The organism is Kordiimonas gwangyangensis DSM 19435 = JCM 12864, assembly GCF_000375545.1.
GTDB lineage: Bacteria > Pseudomonadota > Alphaproteobacteria > Sphingomonadales > Kordiimonadaceae > Kordiimonas > Kordiimonas gwangyangensis.
Map to the genome: position 1 here is coordinate 171,005 of NZ_AQXF01000005.1, position 17,989 is coordinate 188,993.

Annotated in this window: 19 protein-coding genes; 2 read left to right on the plus strand and 17 right to left on the minus strand. The window is 55.2% G+C overall.

Annotated elements, in window-relative coordinates; translation table 11 throughout:
• The first annotated feature begins 86 nt into the window (after window positions 1-86).
• Complete coding sequence (locus tag B150_RS0114870; RefSeq protein WP_020400734.1) at window positions 87-1,148, plus strand: serine hydrolase domain-containing protein; 1,062 nt, start codon at window positions 87-89, stop codon at window positions 1,146-1,148.
• 55 nt (window positions 1,149-1,203) lie between these two features.
• On the opposite strand, the gene B150_RS0114875 is transcribed toward B150_RS0114870, so the two are convergent.
• The 6 genes from B150_RS0114875 to B150_RS0114900 form a co-directional block, all read right to left on the minus strand.
• Window positions 1,204-2,865: a M28 family metallopeptidase gene (locus B150_RS0114875; protein WP_155860087.1), complete on the minus strand. Its 1,662-nt coding sequence runs from the start codon at window positions 2,863-2,865 to the stop codon at window positions 1,204-1,206.
• A 154-nt stretch (window positions 2,866-3,019) separates the two neighbouring features.
• On the minus strand, window positions 3,020-4,303 hold the full coding sequence (locus B150_RS21350; RefSeq protein WP_020400736.1) for a DsbA family protein: 1,284 nt from the start codon (window positions 4,301-4,303) through the stop codon (window positions 3,020-3,022).
• Window positions 4,304-4,334: 31 nt separating this feature from the next.
• A complete protein-coding gene (locus B150_RS0114885; RefSeq protein ID WP_020400737.1) occupies window positions 4,335-4,796 on the minus strand; it encodes an NfeD family protein in 462 nt (153 codons plus the stop codon).
• 3 nt (window positions 4,797-4,799) lie between these two features.
• Entirely contained in the window at window positions 4,800-5,759 is a 960-nt protein-coding gene (locus B150_RS0114890; protein WP_020400738.1) for an SPFH domain-containing protein, read from the minus strand.
• 140 nt (window positions 5,760-5,899) lie between these two features.
• Window positions 5,900-6,382, minus strand: a complete 483-nt coding sequence (locus tag B150_RS0114895; protein ID WP_020400739.1) for a peroxiredoxin — start codon at window positions 6,380-6,382, stop codon at window positions 5,900-5,902.
• Between the two features lie 70 nt (window positions 6,383-6,452).
• Entirely contained in the window at window positions 6,453-7,268 is an 816-nt protein-coding gene (locus tag B150_RS0114900; protein WP_020400740.1) for a protein-disulfide reductase DsbD domain-containing protein, read from the minus strand.
• 182 nt (window positions 7,269-7,450) lie between these two features.
• On the opposite strand from B150_RS0114900, the gene B150_RS0114905 reads away from it, so the two are divergent.
• Window positions 7,451-8,014 carry a YqgE/AlgH family protein gene (locus B150_RS0114905; protein ID WP_020400741.1) on the plus strand — a complete coding sequence of 188 codons (564 nt, stop codon included), beginning with the start codon at window positions 7,451-7,453 and terminating at the stop codon, window positions 8,012-8,014.
• Between the two features lie 21 nt (window positions 8,015-8,035).
• Here B150_RS0114905 and B150_RS0114910 read toward each other — a convergent pair whose 3' ends face one another.
• The 11 genes from B150_RS0114910 to coxB all read right to left on the minus strand — a co-directional run bounded on the left by B150_RS0114910 (window position 8,036) and on the right by coxB (window position 17,757).
• Entirely contained in the window at window positions 8,036-8,731 is a 696-nt protein-coding gene (locus tag B150_RS0114910; RefSeq protein ID WP_162139711.1) for a PAS domain-containing protein, read from the minus strand.
• A 115-nt stretch (window positions 8,732-8,846) separates the two neighbouring features.
• Window positions 8,847-10,085, minus strand: a complete 1,239-nt coding sequence (locus tag B150_RS0114915) for a M16 family metallopeptidase (protein WP_020400743.1) — start codon at window positions 10,083-10,085, stop codon at window positions 8,847-8,849.
• A complete protein-coding gene (gene thrC, locus B150_RS0114920; protein WP_020400744.1) occupies window positions 10,082-11,491 on the minus strand; it encodes a threonine synthase in 1,410 nt (469 codons plus the stop codon). The genes B150_RS0114915 and thrC overlap by 4 nt, the downstream gene beginning before the upstream one ends.
• Window positions 11,492-11,561: 70 nt before the next feature.
• Complete coding sequence (locus B150_RS22580) at window positions 11,562-12,275, minus strand: SURF1 family protein (RefSeq protein WP_020400745.1); 714 nt, start codon at window positions 12,273-12,275, stop codon at window positions 11,562-11,564.
• Window positions 12,268-12,687 (minus strand): DUF983 domain-containing protein, encoded by a 420-nt coding sequence (locus tag B150_RS0114930; protein ID WP_026168414.1) that lies wholly within the window; start codon window positions 12,685-12,687, stop codon window positions 12,268-12,270. The genes B150_RS22580 and B150_RS0114930 overlap by 8 nt, the downstream gene beginning before the upstream one ends.
• 3 nt (window positions 12,688-12,690) lie before the next feature.
• Window positions 12,691-13,542 carry a cytochrome c oxidase subunit 3 gene (locus tag B150_RS0114935; protein WP_020400747.1) on the minus strand — a complete coding sequence of 284 codons (852 nt, stop codon included), beginning with the start codon at window positions 13,540-13,542 and terminating at the stop codon, window positions 12,691-12,693.
• Between the two features lie 55 nt (window positions 13,543-13,597).
• Window positions 13,598-14,164 carry a cytochrome c oxidase assembly protein gene (locus B150_RS0114940; protein ID WP_020400748.1) on the minus strand — a complete coding sequence of 189 codons (567 nt, stop codon included), beginning with the start codon at window positions 14,162-14,164 and terminating at the stop codon, window positions 13,598-13,600.
• Entirely contained in the window at window positions 14,161-14,289 is a 129-nt protein-coding gene (locus tag B150_RS23545; RefSeq protein ID WP_020400749.1) for a hypothetical protein, read from the minus strand. Before B150_RS23545 ends, B150_RS0114940 begins: the two co-directional genes overlap by 4 nt.
• On the minus strand, window positions 14,286-15,206 hold the full coding sequence (locus B150_RS0114950) for a heme o synthase (RefSeq protein WP_020400750.1): 921 nt from the start codon (window positions 15,204-15,206) through the stop codon (window positions 14,286-14,288). Before B150_RS0114950 ends, B150_RS23545 begins: the two co-directional genes overlap by 4 nt.
• Window positions 15,207-15,236: 30 nt before the next feature.
• Window positions 15,237-16,841, minus strand: a complete 1,605-nt coding sequence (gene ctaD / locus B150_RS0114955) for a cytochrome c oxidase subunit I (RefSeq protein ID WP_020400751.1) — start codon at window positions 16,839-16,841, stop codon at window positions 15,237-15,239.
• A gap of 22 nt (window positions 16,842-16,863) precedes the next feature.
• Window positions 16,864-17,757, minus strand: a complete 894-nt coding sequence (gene coxB, locus B150_RS0114960; protein WP_020400752.1) for a cytochrome c oxidase subunit II — start codon at window positions 17,755-17,757, stop codon at window positions 16,864-16,866.
• Between the last annotated feature and the right edge of the window lie 232 nt (window positions 17,758-17,989).

The following is a 17,989-nucleotide window of genomic DNA, read 5'->3' on the forward strand; positions in this document are numbered from 1 at the left end:
CGCCTTTTCGGGGAGGGAATATGCGCCTGTCATTCGTCGCACTGTGTGCAATCGTCAGTTTTTCTGGGACTAGCGCAAGCGCTGACTTGGGGTCGACACTAGACACACTTGTACCAGCAGCGATCGAGAAGGAGCTGGCCTCCCCCAAAGTAACTGGCATTACGATTGCTGTTGGCGCAGACAACCGGATCGCTTACGCGGCTGGCTTTGGGACCGCAAACGCGGAGACAGGGACAGCGGTTACACCCGAAACCCAGATGCGCGTTGGCAGCATTTCCAAGGTGTTTACCGCGGCTCTTCTCGGCAAACTGTATGAAGATGGCAAGCTCGACCTCGATGCACAAGTAAGCAACTATGTCCCTGACTTTGAGGGCAAGGAATGGCCCGTCAGCCTGCGACAGATAGGTGCCCATATGGCAGGCATTCGGCACTACAAGGGGGACGAATTCCTCAACACGCATCACTTTGAAAGCGTGAATGAAGGCATTCAGATGTTCGTGCACGATCCTCTCGTCTTCGAGCCCGGCACAAAGGTTTCTTATTCAAGCCACGCATGGAACCTATTGAGCGCGGCACTTGAAGGTGCGTCGGGCGAGGAATTTTTGCCCATGATGCAGGAGCGCGTATTCACACCGCTTGAGATGCGTGACACTGCGGCGGAAGACGCCACGCACGAGTTTCCTGCCCTCTCAGCATTTCATGTCAATGAAGACGACAAGCCGGTAATAGCCCCCTTTGTCGATAACAGCTACAAATGGGCCGGCGGCGGGTTTATCGCCACCGCATCAGATATTGTACGTTTTGGTCTCGCCCATACGGAGCCAGGCTTTCTCAAGAAAGAGACACTCGACCTCCTGTTCACCGAACAGTTCACTAAAGCTGGCAGCCCTGCAGGCTTCGGTATCGGCTGGATGACGGCCAGCAACATGCACGCCCGCCTTATCCGTTCCGGGCTCGCGGACTATACCCGTGTCGTACATGAACATCTTGTCTGGCATTCCGGAGGCTCCATGGGCGGCGTAGCCCTGCTGCTGGTCGACCCGGAACACGATGTAGCCATCGCTTTGATGGCGAACCACGGGGAATCCTTCCCTGCCCTTCTTCGCATCGGCGTCTACGCACTTGGAATCGCGCTGAGCGAGAAATAAAAAGCGCCCCTTCGTTCGCGAAGGAGCGCTTTCCGAATTCATTTAACCGCCTTGGTTATTTCCCGAAGGTGTCACCAAAGAAATCGCCTGAATTCCAGGTTGGCCGTTTGTTGGCATTTGCAACCGCATTGGTGATAAGCCAGTTCACCTTCGCAAACTTGGCCCCCGCGTCATAGTTGATGGTCTGTGACAAATCATCGTGCGGGGAGTGGTAGGTCTTGCCGAGAAACTCGCGGAAGATTGCGCCACCATCTTCACCGAGCGTGGTTTTGCCCCAGCCGGTGACAAGGAACACACTCGGTATGCCCTGCTGCACAAACCTATAGTGGTCACTGCGCGTGAAGATGCCCTCTTCCGGCATTGGGTCCGGGCTAAGCGTCAACCCAATTGTCGCCAGCGCTTCTTCCGTCACCGGACCAAGGCTTGAACGGTCTGCACCGAACGCCACCACGTCGCTGAAATCGTATAGCAGGATCGGCATATCGAGGTTGACGTTGGCAACCATTTGCTCACGCGCAACTGTTGGGAAATGCGCGAAATACTCTGCCCCCAACAAGCCTTTTTCTTCCGCGACAACGGCGGCAAAAAGGATAGAGCGGCGCGGTTTTACGTCAGCACGTGCATAGGCGCGCGCAACTTCCATCATCACCGACACACCGGTAGCGTTGTCGATAGCGCCGTTGTTGATCTTGTCATCACCCTTGGGGTGAAGGCTTTCACCAATATGATCAAGGTGCGCCGACAGCACGACATATTCGTCTTTCAGTTTAGGATCAGAGCCTTCAATCACACCCAGCACATTCGGGCTATTGAACACTTCAGAAAGAACACTCTCACGCTTGATGTGGGCGACCACACCCGTGTCAAAACCTTCTGGCGCACCGGCCTCGGCGATCTGCATTTCGTCTTCGAACGATTTACCGGCCGCTGCGAAAATCTGCTTTGCTACGTCGTGGCTAATGCTTGCGTTCGCAGGCACATCCTGCACTTCGCTTTCGGTACCAGCAGGCATTACCCAGTCAAAGGATTCATAATCCAGATAGTTCTTGAGACGAGAGAACGGCCGGCGCTTCTCGTTTGAGAGCGAGTTCACCGTGATGTAGCCAACCGCACCGCGTTTCGCGAGTTCGGACTTCTTTGTTGTGGATGAGCCGTGGTGCGCACGGATTTCCGTTTGGAAGGTGGTTGGCGCACCGGAAATGACGAGCACAACCTTGCCTTCAAGGTCCAGCCCTTTCAGGTCGTCATGCCCCAGTTCTGGCGCATAAATGCCGTAGCCTGCGAACACGATATCACCTGTCGCGTCGCCCGCCGGGCTGCGCACATCGCCGCTGACATAAAAATCATCACCGAGTGCAAGCGCCTTCTCTTCACCTGCAATGGTGAGGGACATGGCCGCGGTTTCCCGGTTCAGCTTGGCTTTCTGGAACGGCACTTCCTGGAAATAGGTGCCGTTCTCACCAAGCGGCTTGAGGCCGAGACGCGCGTATTCAGCCGCCACATAGTTTGCAGCAATGCGGTAGCCTTCGCTGCCGGTATCGCGCCCACGCAGCAGGTCGTCCGCCAGGAAGGTCACATCGGCCTTGATGCGTTCTGCACTGAACATTGGAATGGAATTATCGGATGACGCCTTCTCTACCTGCGCTCCGTTGCAGGCAGCAAGCGTTGCAAATGCAAGGACGGAGAGGCCCCTGCGCAAAGCTGTTTTTATTTTCACGTTTCTTTCCCAAATAGCACCGCGCACCCCTGCACGGCATGTCGTGTCTCAAACCCTTTAAGGGCCTTTTGTTATCAATTGTGAGGATACCGGCGCAGGGTGATTAGTCAATCAAAGGCGGCCTATGATGCGCCCAGCTGTGCCGCCACAGCGATCAATGCTGCTTCAGCGCTTCCACAACGGCCCAAAGGCGGTCCTGTCCCCATAGTGTTTCGCTGCCGATGCGGAACGTTGGCACGCCCCAACTGCCACTCATCAGCATCATCTGGCGGTTCTTTTCCGCCATAGGTTGCCAAACATCGGCGGGCATGGCGCCAGAGAGCTTGGACGCGGAAATACCAGCACGTTCGAGAACTTGGGCAAGGCCGCGATCAGTGCTGGCGTCAATCCCCTCCGCGAACACAGCGCGGGAGAGTGCTTTGAAGAATGCTATATCTTCACCATCCTCCGCCAGTCTGAAGCCTAAGGCCATGGCCCTGCGCGTTGCCTCGCCAAGCGGGTCCACTATACGACCAAACGGCAAATTCTCGATGCGCGCCTCTCGTTTGGTATCAAAAAGAATGTACCGCGCTTTGGTGGAAGGAACCTTCAACCCCCGCATGACCATCGGCAGTACAGGGCGAATCTTCAGCCGTACGCCAGAGATGCCAGCAAGCTCAGAAGCGAGGTGAATGCCTAAGTAACTGTATGGGCTGCGTACGGAATAAAATAGCTCAAGCGTGCGCCCTGTTACTGTCCGGTCCAAGCTTTCAAGGCCATAACGCCACAGGCGCGTTAGCTCAAAATGCACTTCTCCGTCACCGAGGCCAAGGCGGTTTAATCGCCGCTCAAGATGGTCAAGCCGGTCAAGGCCTGGGTAAAATTCACCCGCGTAATAGAGGTTGCCGGAAGCATAGTGGCCCAAGCCACGAAGCAGGCGCTCGTTGTCCTCGAGCACTTTCTCATCGATGTCTGCGGCCACACAAAGACTGCGCACCGCTTTGACATCCTGCTTCCAGAGCGCCGCACCCACTTCCTCTGCAACGCTGAAAAAGTTGGGATCATCCTGAAGGCGGGCTAGATAACGGTTCGCCATACCAACCGCCAGTCGGTCAGGCACCGTCGCACTGGACGGAAAGCCGAGGCCATAGAGGCGCGCGAGCCGCGTGGCATCAAGGATGCTGTAAGCCTCAAACCGCTGCGGGTCCGGGTACATATTGGCGGGTAGCCGCTCTACAACGCGTGGTGAAATCTTGATATCAAAGCGGGCGGCAAGGTCAGGTAGAACCTGCACCATGAGCTGGCTGTAGGGGTCGTCAGCACGGTGGAAATAAATAATTTCATGCGGCTGGCGGCGTAGTCGCCGCGCCATTTCCGCAGTCGAGCGCCGAAGCGCCAGATGCGTGTCGCCCGTCAGATAGGCGACCGCATAAGATTTCAAAACGTTGGCCAAAGTCATGGAAAGCTGATGGTCGAAAAAGGTGCCCCTGTCAATCTTGTACAGGTTCTACCATCAATACTGTTCCATCAACAGAGAGGACTTTCACGCGGGTGCCTTCGGCGGCGTCAGGCCCTGATGCCAACCACTGGCTGTCGCCCACCTTTACGTGACCACGTCCATTTATGATTGGCGCACACACAACATAAGTGCGCCCAACGTGGGATCGGCCACGCGTATTCACGACCGGGTCACCGGCTTCCTCAAACTTCGCATAGAAATAGCGGTTCCCGATATAGATGGAAGCCGCGCCGAATGCGGCGAACACGAGGCCATGACCATCAAAGCCCATGCCTGGCATGAAGAATGCGACAAGCCCGGTCGCAAGGCCCGCGATGCCGATCCACAGGAGATAAACGCCAGTTATGACCATCTCCCCCGCGAGGAGGAGAAGGCCTAAACCCCACCAGATCCAGTGCGCGTTAGCCGCACCCCACGTGAGCAGTTCTTCCATGGCCTACTCCGTCCTTGGCACACTGCCGACGGAACGAGGCTTCGGCCCGTCTTTGTTCAGTTCCTTGAAGAGCTCGGACACGCCGCCAAGCGCACCGATGATACCGGTCGATTCCATTGGCATAAATACGAGCTTCTCATTGGGTGAGCGGGCGAAACCGTGCAGCGCCTCAACATATTTCTGCGCCACGAAATAGTTGATCGCCTGTGCGTTCCCCTCGCCAATGGCGCGGGAAACCATTTCGGTCGCTTTTGCTTCGGCTTCGGCTTCCCGTTCCCGCGCTTCTGCGTCTTTGTAGGCTGCCTCACGCCGGCCTTCAGCCTGCAGGATCGCAGCGGTCTTCTGGCCTTCCGCGCGTTTGATTTCCGATTCGCGCTGGCCTTCAGCTTCCAGAATGGCCGCGCGTTTCTCACGCTCGGCTTTCATCTGGCGAGCCATCGCGTCCACAATATCCCGTGGCGGTTCAATGTCCTTGATCTCGATACGGGTGATTTTCACTCCCCATGGCTGGGTCGCATCATCCACTACACTCATCAAGCGGCCGTTGATTTCGTCCCGCTTGGACAGCAGTTCATCAAGATCCATCGACCCCATCACTGTCCGCAGATTGGTCATGGTCAGGTTCAGTATGGCCAAGGTGAGGTTACTCACTTCATAGCCCGCTTTTGCCGCGTCCAATACTTGGAAGAAGACCACGCCGTCGGCGGAAACCATCGCGTTATCGCGGGTGATGACTTCTTGGGTCGGGATATCCAGCACCTGCTCCATCATGATCATCTTGTGACCGATGCGGTCAATGAGCGGCAGGATCAGGGTGAGCCCGGGCGTAAGGGTTTTTGTGTACCTGCCAAAGCGCTCCACCGTATATTCATAGCCCTGCCGGACCATCACGACGCCCGAAAAGATAAGAACAACAATGAACAGGATCACAAGGCCGACAACAATTGACGACATTTCAAGCATGGTCTGAGACCTCCCCCATAAGATGACACGCCTCATGCTCGCACATTGCGTGCACATTTCATATATAGGTATGCGCTTCACAATAAAAAAGGGCAGCAAATAGCTGCCCTTTGTATCAAGATATCAGTGGCTTATGCGCCTTAGAGCTGGCCGATCATATGGTCCGCGCTGGAAACCTGAAACGCGCCCGGTTCTTCAACATTGAGAGCGACCACCTTGCCGTCGTCCACAACCATCGAGAAACGCTTGGAGCGTTTACCCATGCCAAAACCGGAAGCATCCATCTCGAGGCCGAGAGACTGAGCAAAAGCAGCGTTGCCATCAGCGAGCATGGTGACTTTACCCTCTGCCGCAGCGCTTTTACCCCAGGCATTCATAACGAAAACATCATTAACTGCCATACAGGCAATCTCATCCACACCTTTGCCGAGGATTTCGTCCGCGCGCTCAATAAAGCCCGGGAGATGCTTGGCAGAACAGGTCGGCGTAAAGGCACCCGGAACGGAGAACAGCGCGACCTTGCGGCCCGCAAAATATTCATCCGTGGAAACTGGCGCCGGGCCGTCTGCCGTCATCGTGGTAAGGGTTGCACTTGGGATTTTATCGCCAACCTTAATTGTCATGGCCTGCTCCTGAAGCTTGATAATAACTTTTGCTAACTCTAGTGCGTTTGCACTGGCGCTGAAAGCCGCCTTATTCCGGCAACGCCATATTTTTATCGACCGAGTGGCCGTGCCCGTCCGTGAAGGTCAGGCGTATGGTGCGCCCACGCAGGTCTTCCGGCTTCTTACCCGTTATACCTTTGAGCACAAACCGCGCCTTGGTGCCATCACCAAGCAGGCGCATTTCCGGTGCGCCAAAATGGAACATGCCGTCCACTTCGGCCAACATGTCGGCGCTGGACAGGTCCGAGGATGCCGATACGTCAACAATCACGCGTTGGCTGCCCACAGGACCCATCACTTTCGCCGATTCCACTTCAAGACCTGCGCCACCATCACCCTGACGGTCTGGAACCTTCGCAAGCCACGCGCCTACGCGGATATCCTGCAGGGAGCTATCTTCCTCGAGCATGCCAGCGTCCAACTGATAGGTTGCTTGGAATGGCACACAAATATCCTTGCACACCATAAAGTCGGCGGTGATCTCAGCAGCGCTGCCGTCGTTTTTCAGATAAAACGGTAACATGACTTTATTGTCGTACCCATAGGTCTCAAGACCAAAAAGCTCAAATCGGTGCGGCAGCGGATACATAACCTCAATGGGCTCACCGTCCGTATAGATACGAACAGGAAGACCAGCCTCCCCCGGGGAGCGCCAATAGGTTTTCCATCCGGGTTCAAGCTCAGCTTCCCATGCGACAAGCGCGCCCGCGTCAGCGGCCATATCGCTCGACGTGGTAACAAGACGTGTTTTGATCATGTCCTGATGGTTTTGCCATGATGTCTCACCAGCAAAAGCCGCCGAGATCGGAAGCATGACACTCAATACACCAGCCAACAGACGCATGCGGGAACTCCTTGGTAATTCAAAGCCTATTTAACAATTTGCATGCCCTGTCGCCAGTCGCGTTTCTTCACATTGCCGTTAATCGGGCATCAAATGGCCAAACTCCTTGGTGAAGAGTGGGGCTGATCCAATTGCACCCAAGGCATATAAGCGCTAAGCTTGGCACAGATAGAGAGAGGCTTATGACGTCTTCAACATTTCTGGATGGCAAATTGTTGCTGGCCATGCCCAGCATGACTGACCCTCGTTTCGAGCGCAGCGTTATTTACATGTGTTCCCATGATGCATCGGGCGCGATGGGCCTTGTCATCAATCAAGCATTCTCCGGCCTAAGCTTTGAGAGCCTGCTGGAGCAGCTGGATATCGAGGCCCCCGGTGATGTACCTGATGTGCCCGTGCACTCAGGCGGACCGGTTGAGCCTGGTCGCGGCTTCGTGCTTCATAGTGCTGACTTTGTACAAGAAACCACGCTCGTGGTCTCCGAAACCCTCGCCCTTTCCGCGACAGTGGACATCCTGCAGGCGTTGGCCGCGGGCAAAGGCCCACGCTACCATCTTCTTGCCCTTGGCTATGCCGGGTGGAGCGCTGGGCAGCTGGAGCAGGAAATACAGGCCAACGCGTGGCTCACCTCCGAAGCGGACGATGAAATCATTTTCAATACAGAGCTCGAACAGAAATGGCCCCGCGCCATGGCAATGCTTGGCGTTAATATATCAATGCTCTCATCGGATGCTGGCCACGCATAGGCCTTGCGTCTATTACCACCGTCAATTCAAAGATTGTCGCTGGCTGTCGCTAAGATTTCTGAGGTCAAGCGCCGGTAGCCCCATCAGGCCCGGCACACCACCTTTACGGTCAATTTCGAGCAGCTTCTCAATATCAAGCGCCTTGACCTGAATGTGCATTCTCGTGAGTGCTTTACGTACCCGCAGCGAGAACTGCCCCTCTTGTACCACCCGCGGCGACGGGACGAGGAGTATCTCGGAAAGGTCATGTCTGAAGCCGCCCCAGCGGTCGACAAACTCAAGGTTATCAACAGCAAAGGGCCGCACGACACCAACAAATACCGTACCGCCCATCGCGCGCGTCTCGATAAACGGCAGCGCCAATACTTCCATCGCAAATCGTTCATCTTCATCAAACGACAATGAGCCGGTGCGCAGCACACCACAAGACTGCACAAGTGCTACGGCGTAGAGTTCTTCCATGATCGCGGCTTGTTCATGGTCCGAGAATATCTCGGCGTAAGTCCGACCGGCCATGCCGCGCCCGACTGCCTCTTCAAGGGCGGAGCCAGACAGCCGATACCGCAGACAACCGTCTTCCGCCATTTCAAGGATAAACATCCAGGGAAGGATTGTGGTCAGCTTGCGCAAGTCAAGTTCAGACCGCTCCGGGACGCGTTCACCACCCCCAAGCGATTGCCAATAGCCCAATAGCCGCAATACTTCAGCGCTAAGCACGTTTCCCCCACACCTAAAGCTGCGGGACAATACCATCTTGCCCCGAGATCAGCAATACCTATGAGAGTAGTATTAATGGAGGCGACTTAACTAATTTTCCCGTGAGATCATCAGGTTAAAAAGTAATCGCATCTAAATCGCCGCCACCAATAATGGCGACGCTTGCAGATTTAGAAGAAACAATTCTCTCGGCAATTTGCGCAACGTCCGATTTCGTCACGGTATCGACATTCCCGGTCATTTCCTCGATTGGCAAAATACGGTCAAAGACCAATAGTTGCCGCCCGAGCTGCTCCATCCGCGATGTTGTGGCTTCAAGTGCCATCATAAGACCGGACTTGAGCTGCGCACGTGCGATGGTGAATTCTTCGTCCGTGGGGCCTTTAGCCAGCGCTTCCATCTCACCGCGGATCACCGGCATCATATCGCCCGCCATTTCAGGCCCTGTGCCCGCATAAAGACCAAAGATACCTGTATCCTTGTGGCTGCTCGTGAAACTGTAAATCGAATATGCGAGGCCGCGTTCTTCACGCACTTCCTGGAACAGACGTGAAGACATGCCACCGCCAAGAATCGTGGAGTAAACCTGCAGCGCATAATAATCGGCGTCGGTGAAGGAACAGCCCGGCCAAGCTGCCGTAATATGCACCTGCTCCAGATCGCGTTTTTCGGTAATGCGCCCACCGGTATAGAGGGCCGCCTCGGTGTTTGTCGCTGTGCCGGTTTCAAGTGCTGAAAATTTCTCTTCGACCATACGCACGAGGTCGGCATGCTCGAGATTACCAACCGCAGACACGACGATATTGGAAGCCGTGTAGTTACGCTTCAGGTAAGCCTTCAAGTCATCATGTGTGAGCGCCCGCACAGTCTCTGGCTCACCCAGAATTGTGCGACCGATTGGCTGGTCCCGATATGCTGCAGCCTGAAGGTGATCAAACACGATATCATCCGGCGTATCGAGTGCTTGCCCGATTTCCTGCAGGATGACTTCTTTCTCGCGCTTCAGCTCAACGTCCGCACACGCGCTGTTGAGGACAATATCTGCGAGCAGGTCAACCGCCAGCTCCATATCGTCTTTCATAACGCGAGCGTAATAGGTGGTATTGTCGCGCGACGTGTAGGCGTTCATGTGCCCGCCAACTGCTTCAATCTCGAAGGCGATATCTCGCGCGCTGCGACGGTCGGTTCCCTTGAAGAGCATATGCTCAAGGCAGTGGGTAATACCGTTCAGCTTCTGCGGCTCGTGACGCGCACCAATATCGACCCACACCCCAACGGCGACAGTCTGGATGGACTTGCGGCTTTCGCTGACAATACGCAGGCCGTTCGCGAGGCGAGTAATCTCTACGCTCAAGACCAGCCCCCTTCGCGCACGCGGGCTTTGAGGGTTTCTTCATCGTTCGGCAATGAAACCATCCGCTCTTCGCGCGTCAGAAGGTCAGCCATATGTGCAGGCAAAACAGGGTCAACGCCTGTCGCGGCCTTCACTGCCTCACCAAACTTCGCCGGATGTGCGGTTGCGAGCGTCACGCGCGGCGCACCGTTATCAGGCAGGCATACATTCGCGGCCTCAATACCAACCGTCGTATGCGGATCAGCGATATAGCCGGAAGATGCATAGATTTCCTGCATCACGGCTTTGGTAGTCTCATCATCCACACGCTCTGCAGCAAAAAGCTCCTTGAGCGCGGAGTGATGATTGGCGTCAAGGGTGAAGCCACCTGTTGTGGAGAGGTCTTCCATGTATTTCGCAATTACCGCTGCGTCGCGACCTGCGATATCAAATAGCATGCGCTCAAAGTTGCTGGAAATCTGGATATCCATGCTCGGTGAAAGCGTGGAATACACATCACCGCGCTCATAGCGGCCAGTTTCCAGCGTCCGTGCCAGAATGTCGTTCGAATTGGTTGCAATCACCAGCTTCTCGATGGGGAGGCCCATACGCTTGGCGATGTAACCCGCGAAAATGTCACCGAAGTTGCCGGTTGGCACGCTATAGGAAACCGGACGGTCAGGTGCACCGAGTGCCACAGCAGAGGTGAAATAATAAACGATCTGCGCCATCACCCGTGCCCAGTTGATGGAATTGACAGCCGTCAGCCCCACCTCGTCACGGAAGGCGTGGTCATTGAAACAAGCTTTAACGAGTGCCTGACAATCGTCAAAATTGCCCTCGACCGCGATGTTCACAACATTGGGTTCAATCACGCTGGTCATCTGGCGGCGCTGAACCTCAGAGACCCGCCCCTTGGGGTGCAGCATGAAGATGGAAACATTGTCCCGCCCACGGCAGCCTTCAATGGCGGCGGAACCAGTATCGCCGGACGTCGCGCCAAGGATGGTCAGTTTCTGATCGCGCTTGGCGGTGAAATGATCGAAAAAACGACCAAGAAGTTGCAAAGCAAAATCCTTGAACGCCAAGGTCGGGCCATGGAACAGCTCCAGAAGCCAATCGTTATTACCGGTCTGCACAAGGGGTGCCACAGCAGGGTGGCGGAACTGGCCGCCATAGTTTTCGTCATAGGTCGCATCAAGCATACGCTTGAGCTCACCCTCAGTCAGGCAATCGCCAACGAAGGGGGAAATGACTTCGAATGCAATCTCGGCATATGTCTTACCACGCATTGCACGGATTTCTTCTGCGCTGAATGTCGGGATTTCTTCAGGCACATACAGGCCACCGTCACGAGCGAGGCCCGTAAGCGTCACTCCTTCAAAATCAAGCGTTTCCGCTTGTCCACGTGTCGAGATATATTTCACGATTGCATCACTCTGTTTTTGGAGAATTGCGAGGGCATAGTCTTAGGGGCAGAAGGAGGGAGATGCAAGGCTAACCGCGCATCTCACGGCCTCTTTTGAAGCCAAAAGCGACATACACACCGATGAGCGTAAGCGCGATGCCATACCAAGTGAGCGCATACTGGAAATGGTCGTTGCGAATATCTACACGCACCTGTCCGCCTTTGGGTAAATTCGTCGCCAGCACGCCTTCATCTGCGAACACACGGAAATGGTAAAATTCCTTCGTGCGCAGACCGAAGGCTTCCGCCATCTGGTAAACATCCGCTGTATACCAATCGCCGGCCTCTGGCTTATTCTCGGGTGTCATGCTGCCCGGTTGCGCGCTCACGCGCAGCACACCAGTTACATCGAGCGTGGCGCCATAAGGCAAGCCCGGCGCATCTTTCATCGCTGCGGGGACCCAACCGAAATTAACCAGCACAGCCATGCCGTACTGCTTCTTGACGGGTGCATAGATGTGATAGCCAGCCTTACCTTCTGTTGAAGTCGCGAACACCCGGATGGGTTCAACCTCGATCAACTCACCCGAAAAGCTCACACGGCGATAGTCGAGCGTGCTTGGGTCATCAAGATGCACAGGCAGCGGCATGGGTTCTGCACTCAGCCCCGCTTCAATTTTATGAACCAGTTCGGTCTTTGGCCCAACCTTGCGCGCCTGCCATGTACCGAGGCCGAGCAGGATGAAGAGGCCAATTGCAGCGGCAACAGTGAGCGGTGCCCCGGGTGCAAAGCGTTTATTCATCCTCGCCCCCAAGCGCGCCCTCACGCGCGTCATGATGGAACTGCAGCGCAATCAGCAAAGCCTTGAATACACGGAGCATCCAGATGCTACCGGCCATAATGAAGACGAACAGACTGAGGGCTACCGCCCATAGCGGCCAATGCAGGGCACCAACAACGATGAAGCCCATAAGGGCCGTCAGCGCACCCATGATCAGGATCACGAAGACCTGAGCGCCGTCACCGGGATCAGCAGCCGAGAGATCAAAGCCACAGACATCACATTGCTGGCGCACCGAGAGCCCGTTCTCAAACAGCTTGCCCTCGCCACAACTGGGGCACTTTGCACCAAGTCCTGCCCTATAAGGAGAAACCGACCGGGAGGAAGCCCCCCGGTCGGTCGTTGTCTCTTGTTCGTTTGTCGAACCGGTCATGCCTTATTGGCCGCCCCAGATGTAAACAACGAAGAACAGGAAGATCCAGACGACGTCTACAAAGTGCCAGTACCAGGCTGCAGCTTCGAGGCCGAAGTGGTGGTCAGGCGTAAAGTGGCCTTTGTAGGCACGGCCCAAGCACACTGCGAGGAAGATGGTACCCACGAGGACGTGGAAGCCGTGGAAGCCGGTTGCCATGTAGAAGGTCGCACCGTAGATGCTGCCTGCAAAGCCGAAGGCTGCGTGCGCATACTCATACGCCTGAACACAGGAGAAGAATGCGCCAAGCAGAACCGTAAGCCACAGGCCTTTCTTGAGGCCTTCGCGATCACCGTGCAGTACAGCGTGGTGTGCCCAGGTAACGGTCGTGCCCGAAAGCAGCAGGATCAGCGTGTTCATCAGCGGCAGGTGCCACGGGTCGAACGTCTCGATGCCAGCCGGCGGCCAAGGCGCGTCGTTGCCGATGATATCCCAGAACTCACCAAAGTTCGGGATTGGCATCTTGGGGTACAGCGACGCGTCAAAGAATGCCCAGAACCATGCGACGAAGAACATAACTTCGGACGCAATGAACAGGATCATGCCGTAGCGCAGGCCAATACGCACCACTGGTTTGTGGTCGCCCTGGTTTGCTTCTTTCACAACATCTTTCCACCACGCGAACATGGTGTAGATCAGGCCAATGAAGCCGATCGCAAAGAAATAGTTGCCAAACCCGGTCATGCCGAACAGCTCGGCATCAGGCTTCATCGTGAAGACCGCACCGATTGTGAGCAGCAGAACTGAAAATGACGCTACCGCCGGCCATGGGCTGGGGTTTACCAAGTGGTAATCGTGCTTAACGTCACCCGCCATAAAATCTCTCCTAACAAGTGCCGGTCAAATGCCGGCGCCCTTTCCTACCCTAGCACTAGCGCCCCACCGAACTTTCCGCCTTATCGTCTTCAATTTCTTTGACGAAGAAGGTGTATGAAAGGGTGACCTCGCTAACTTCATCCAGATTCCGATCCTCAGCAATCAGAGGATCGATAAAGTAGACGACCGGCATACTGATCCGTTCGCCCGGTTTCAGCTCCTGCTCTGTAAAGCAGAAACATTCAATCTTTGCAAAATATTCACCCGCTTTGTGCGGGGTAACATTGTATGTCGCCGTACCGACGATGGTTTTGTTCGTCGGATTATAGGCCTCATAGTAAGCCAGCTTCTGTTCGCCAATGTGCATCTTCTGGCTGATCTGAACTGGCTTGAAATCCCATGGCATATCGCGGTGGACGGCTGCGTTGAAACGAACCTTCATCTCACGCTCAATCACTTCGCCGCTCGAGACTTCTACTTGCTGCGTGGTGCCGCCGTAACCCGTAACCTGACAAAAGAGGTTATATAGAGGCACAGCGGCATAAGCCATACCGACCATGCCCACAGCAACACCCGCAAAGATGAAGGCCATGCGGCCGTTTTTCTTGCTTATATCACTCATGGCGCGAGAGCCTTGATTTTGAAGAAGCTGATCACAGCAATCAAAATCACAAATGCGGCGAGCGACAAGCCCAGCACGCGGTTGCGCTTCTTCATGCGCTGATGCATTTCAGATTCTTGTGTCATGCAACAACTCCGGCAATCAGGCGTTCTGCTGCAAGCGTAGCGAACAGCGAAAACAGATACAAAATCGAGAAGGCGAACAGCTTCCGGTCGGCTTTCTCATGGCCGCGCCAGACAAAGGCCGCAAGCACAAGGAACCAGGCACCAAGAAGTGTGGATACGACGCCATAAACCGGCCCCGCAAAACCCATGAAATACGGCGCGATGCCGCATGGAACCACCAGAAGGCTGTAGAGCATGATCTGGCGACGGGTTTCCTCTGGGCCTGCAACAACAGGCAGCATAGGCACGCCCACCTTCTCGTAATCTTTCGAGATGAAGAGCGACAGCGCCCAGAAGTGCGGCGGAGTCCAGAGGAAGATAATACCAAAGAGCACAAGGCTCTCGATCGTGACGCTATCGGTGACCGCAGCCCAGCCAATGACCGGTGGGAAAGCACCGGCCGCGCCACCGATGACGATGTTCTGCGGCGTGCGGCGCTTGAGCCACATGGAATAGATCACAACATAGAAGAAAATCGTGAGCGCAAGCAGTGCGGCTGCCGTCAGGTTGACGATAAGGCCGAGCAGCACAACAGACGCAATGCTGAGCGTAAGGCCGAAACCGAGCGCATCACCCGGTGTTACCTTGCCAGCAGGAATGGGGCGGTTTGCCGTGCGCTTCATGATCGCGTCGATATCCGCGTCATACCACATATTGAGCGCGCCGCTGGCGCCTGCCCCCACGGCGATCAACAGGATCGCAGCAAAGGCAAGAACCGGGTTCATTTCACCGGGCGCGGCAACAAGGCCGACAAAGCCGGTGAAAATAACAAGTGACATCACCCGCGGCTTAAGGAGCGCGAAGAAGTCACGCGCCTCAGCCTCCCGCGATGCGGAAGGCTGAGAGCGGTCGTTAAAAGATGTCAGGCTATCTGCCAAAACACTGTTCCTTGTCTAACGATCAAGCGCTTACTTAATGCGCGGGAGTTCGTTGAACTGGTGGAACGGAGGAGGCGACGACAGCGTCCATTCAAGCGTGGTCGCACCTTCACCCCACTGGTTATCCGGTACATCTTTCTTCTTCTTGAAGATGGTCATTGCCATCACAAGGATGAAGAGCAGTACACCAACCAGCGTCACGAGGTAGCCGTAGCTCGAGATCTTGTTCCAGTATGCGTGCGCATCCGTATAGTCAACGTAGCGGCGCGGCATACCCTGCAGACCAAGGAAGTGCTGCGGGAAGAAGATCATGTTCACACCGACGAAGGTCACCCAGAACTGAACGTTGGCAAGGAAGTTCGGGTATTGTTTGCCCGACATTTTGCCAATCCAGTAGTAGAGGCCCGCGAAGATTGCGAACACAGCACCAAGCGACAGTACATAGTGGAAGTGAGCAACCACATAGTAGGTGTCATGGAGCGGAACGTCTGCACCTGCGTTTGACAGAACCACGCCGGTTACACCACCCATCGTGAACAGGAGGATGAACGCGATAGCGTAGAGCATCGGAACGGTGAAGCGGATGGAACCACCCCACATCGTTGCAATCCAGGAGAAGATCTTCACGCCGGTCGGAACCGCGATCACCATTGTTGCCGCAACAAAGTAGGCTTTCGTGTCAACATCGAGGCCAACGGTGTACATGTGGTGAGCCCACACAACGAAGCCGATGAAGCCGATTGCTGCCATCGCGTACGCCATGCCGAGGTAACCGAATACAGGCTTGCGCGAGAAGGTGGACACGATGTGGCTGATGATGCCGAAGGCCGGCAGGATCATGATGTATACTTCAGGGTGACCGAAGAACCAGAACAGGTGCTGGTACAGGATCGGGTCGCCACCGCCAGCGGGATCGAAGAAGGTGGTACCGAAGTTACGGTCGGTCAGAAGCATGGTGATCGCACCAGCGAGAACTGGAAGCGACAGCACAAGAAGGAACGCCGTGATCAGCACAGACCAAGCGAACAGAGGCATCTTGTGGATGGTCATGCCCGGAGCACGCATGTTGAAGATGGTCGTGATGTAGTTGATCGCGCCCATGATCGAGGATGCGCCTGCAACGTGAAGCGACAGGATCGCGAGGTCCATGGACGGACCCGTGTGACCATATGTCGACAGCGGTGCATACGCAGTCCAGCCACCACCGAAGCCCGGCATACCGCTCGTACCTTCCACAAAAGTGGAAAGCAGAAGCAGGATGAACGAAGGCGGCATCAGCCAGAAGGAGATGTTGTTCATGCGTGGGAACGCCATATCTGGCGCGCCGATCATCAGCGGAACAAAATAGTTACCAAAGCCACCAATCAGCGCAGGCATTACCATGAAGAATACCATGATAAGGCCGTGGCCGGTGGTCAGGACGTTAAACATATGACGTGCCTGGTCTTCGGTCATGCCGAAGAGGCCCGGCAGGAAGTTCACGCCCGGCTCCATCAGTTCCATGCGCATCAGGCCGGACATGGTGAAGCCGATGAGGCCTGCAAAGAATGCAAACCACAGATACATAACGCCGATATCTTTATGGTTGGTCGAATAGACCCAGCGTTTCCAACCAGTCGGGTTTTCGTGAGCCATTGCTCTTCCTTTCCCTACGCTACTATCGACCAAGAGCCGTGGTGCCCGCGTCAGCATATTCTGCCTTCGCACGCTCCACCCACTTGGCGAAATCTTCTTTCGACACAACTTCTACCGCAATCGGCATGAAGGCGTGGTCTTTACCGCAAAGCTCCGAACATTGGCCGTAGAAAGTGCCAATCTGGTTTGCTTCGAACCATGTCTGGTTCAGGCGGCCCGGTACAGCATCAAGCTTCACACCGAAGCTCGGCACGGTCCATGCGTGAATCACGTCGGAAGCTGTCAGCTGAACTTTCACTTTGGTGTTCACCGGAACCACAAGGCGTACGTCTGTGTCGAGAAGACGCGCGTTGAGCTTCGCTGGACGACCAAGGAATACTGAAAGCGCTTGCTCAGCCTCAGCACGCTCGGCGGAACCCGCTACGTGTGCACTGTCAGGCAGTACGGATGCAGTAAATTCGATGCCGTCGTGATCAGGATAGGCATAGGTCCAGTTCCACTGGTTGCCCGTCACGTTCACAGCAAACTCTGTTTCCGGAACTACGTCTTGGAAATAGAGCAGCGGGATAGAGATAAAGCCAATCACCACGAGGATGAAAATAGGCACAACCGTCCAGATAAATTCAATCAGCGTATTGTGGCTGGTCTTTGAAGGTTCCGGGTTCGCCTTCTCGCGGTAGCGCCACATCACATAAAACATGAGGACGAAGACGAAAGCTGTGATCACAACAATGATCCACAGCAGGAGCTCGTTAAAATCGGCAATTTTGGCAGCCTGTTCAGAGGCGGCTTCCTGAAGCCACAGACCCTTGTCCTTGGGTGCCCCTACACGGTCCTGAGCCAATGCGCCAACCGTAGAACCGAAAAATGCCACAAGAGCGGCCATAACTCCGGCGGTAAGCCTTTTGACGTTCATAGTTCTGCTTTCCTTTTGTTCCTACCCTATGCGGGCAACCGACCGGCTAATAAATTAACCCCAACCTGTCGGCAGTTCGATGACGCCCTGACCCTGCCGGACAATATCGTCATCGAATTGAATGCGGGCACGTTATACCAGACGTTTTCTCAGGCTCAAGCCCGAGAGATGCCCAACGGCCATTTTTCTGCCGTAAATCGTTAATTTTTCGCCCCACCAGCTTGCGTTTTAC

Bases quoted from the DNA above. Each gene is read 5' to 3' on its own strand.
- B150_RS21350 (WP_020400736.1), bottom strand. From the start codon at position 4,303: ATGACTTTGGCCAACGTTTTGAAATCTTATGCGGTCGCCTATCTGACG.
- B150_RS0114885 (WP_020400737.1), bottom strand. From the start codon at position 4,796: ATGGAAGAACTGCTCACGTGGGGTGCGGCTAACGCGCACTGGATCTGG.
- B150_RS0114890 (WP_020400738.1), bottom strand. From the start codon at position 5,759: ATGCTTGAAATGTCGTCAATTGTTGTCGGCCTTGTGATCCTGTTCATT.
- B150_RS0114895 (WP_020400739.1), bottom strand. From the start codon at position 6,382: ATGACAATTAAGGTTGGCGATAAAATCCCAAGTGCAACCCTTACCACG.
- B150_RS0114900 (WP_020400740.1), bottom strand. From the start codon at position 7,268: ATGCGTCTGTTGGCTGGTGTATTGAGTGTCATGCTTCCGATCTCGGCG.
- B150_RS0114905 (WP_020400741.1), top strand. From the start codon at position 7,451: ATGACGTCTTCAACATTTCTGGATGGCAAATTGTTGCTGGCCATGCCC.
- B150_RS22580 (WP_020400745.1), bottom strand. From the start codon at position 12,275: ATGAATAAACGCTTTGCACCCGGGGCACCGCTCACTGTTGCCGCTGCA.
- B150_RS0114930 (WP_026168414.1), bottom strand. From the start codon at position 12,687: ATGACCGGTTCGACAAACGAACAAGAGACAACGACCGACCGGGGGGCT.
- B150_RS0114935 (WP_020400747.1), bottom strand. From the start codon at position 13,542: ATGGCGGGTGACGTTAAGCACGATTACCACTTGGTAAACCCCAGCCCA.
- B150_RS0114940 (WP_020400748.1), bottom strand. From the start codon at position 14,164: ATGAGTGATATAAGCAAGAAAAACGGCCGCATGGCCTTCATCTTTGCG.
- B150_RS23545 (WP_020400749.1), bottom strand. From the start codon at position 14,289: ATGACACAAGAATCTGAAATGCATCAGCGCATGAAGAAGCGCAACCGC.
- ctaD (WP_020400751.1), bottom strand. From the start codon at position 16,841: ATGGCTCACGAAAACCCGACTGGTTGGAAACGCTGGGTCTATTCGACC.
- coxB (WP_020400752.1), bottom strand. From the start codon at position 17,757: ATGAACGTCAAAAGGCTTACCGCCGGAGTTATGGCCGCTCTTGTGGCA.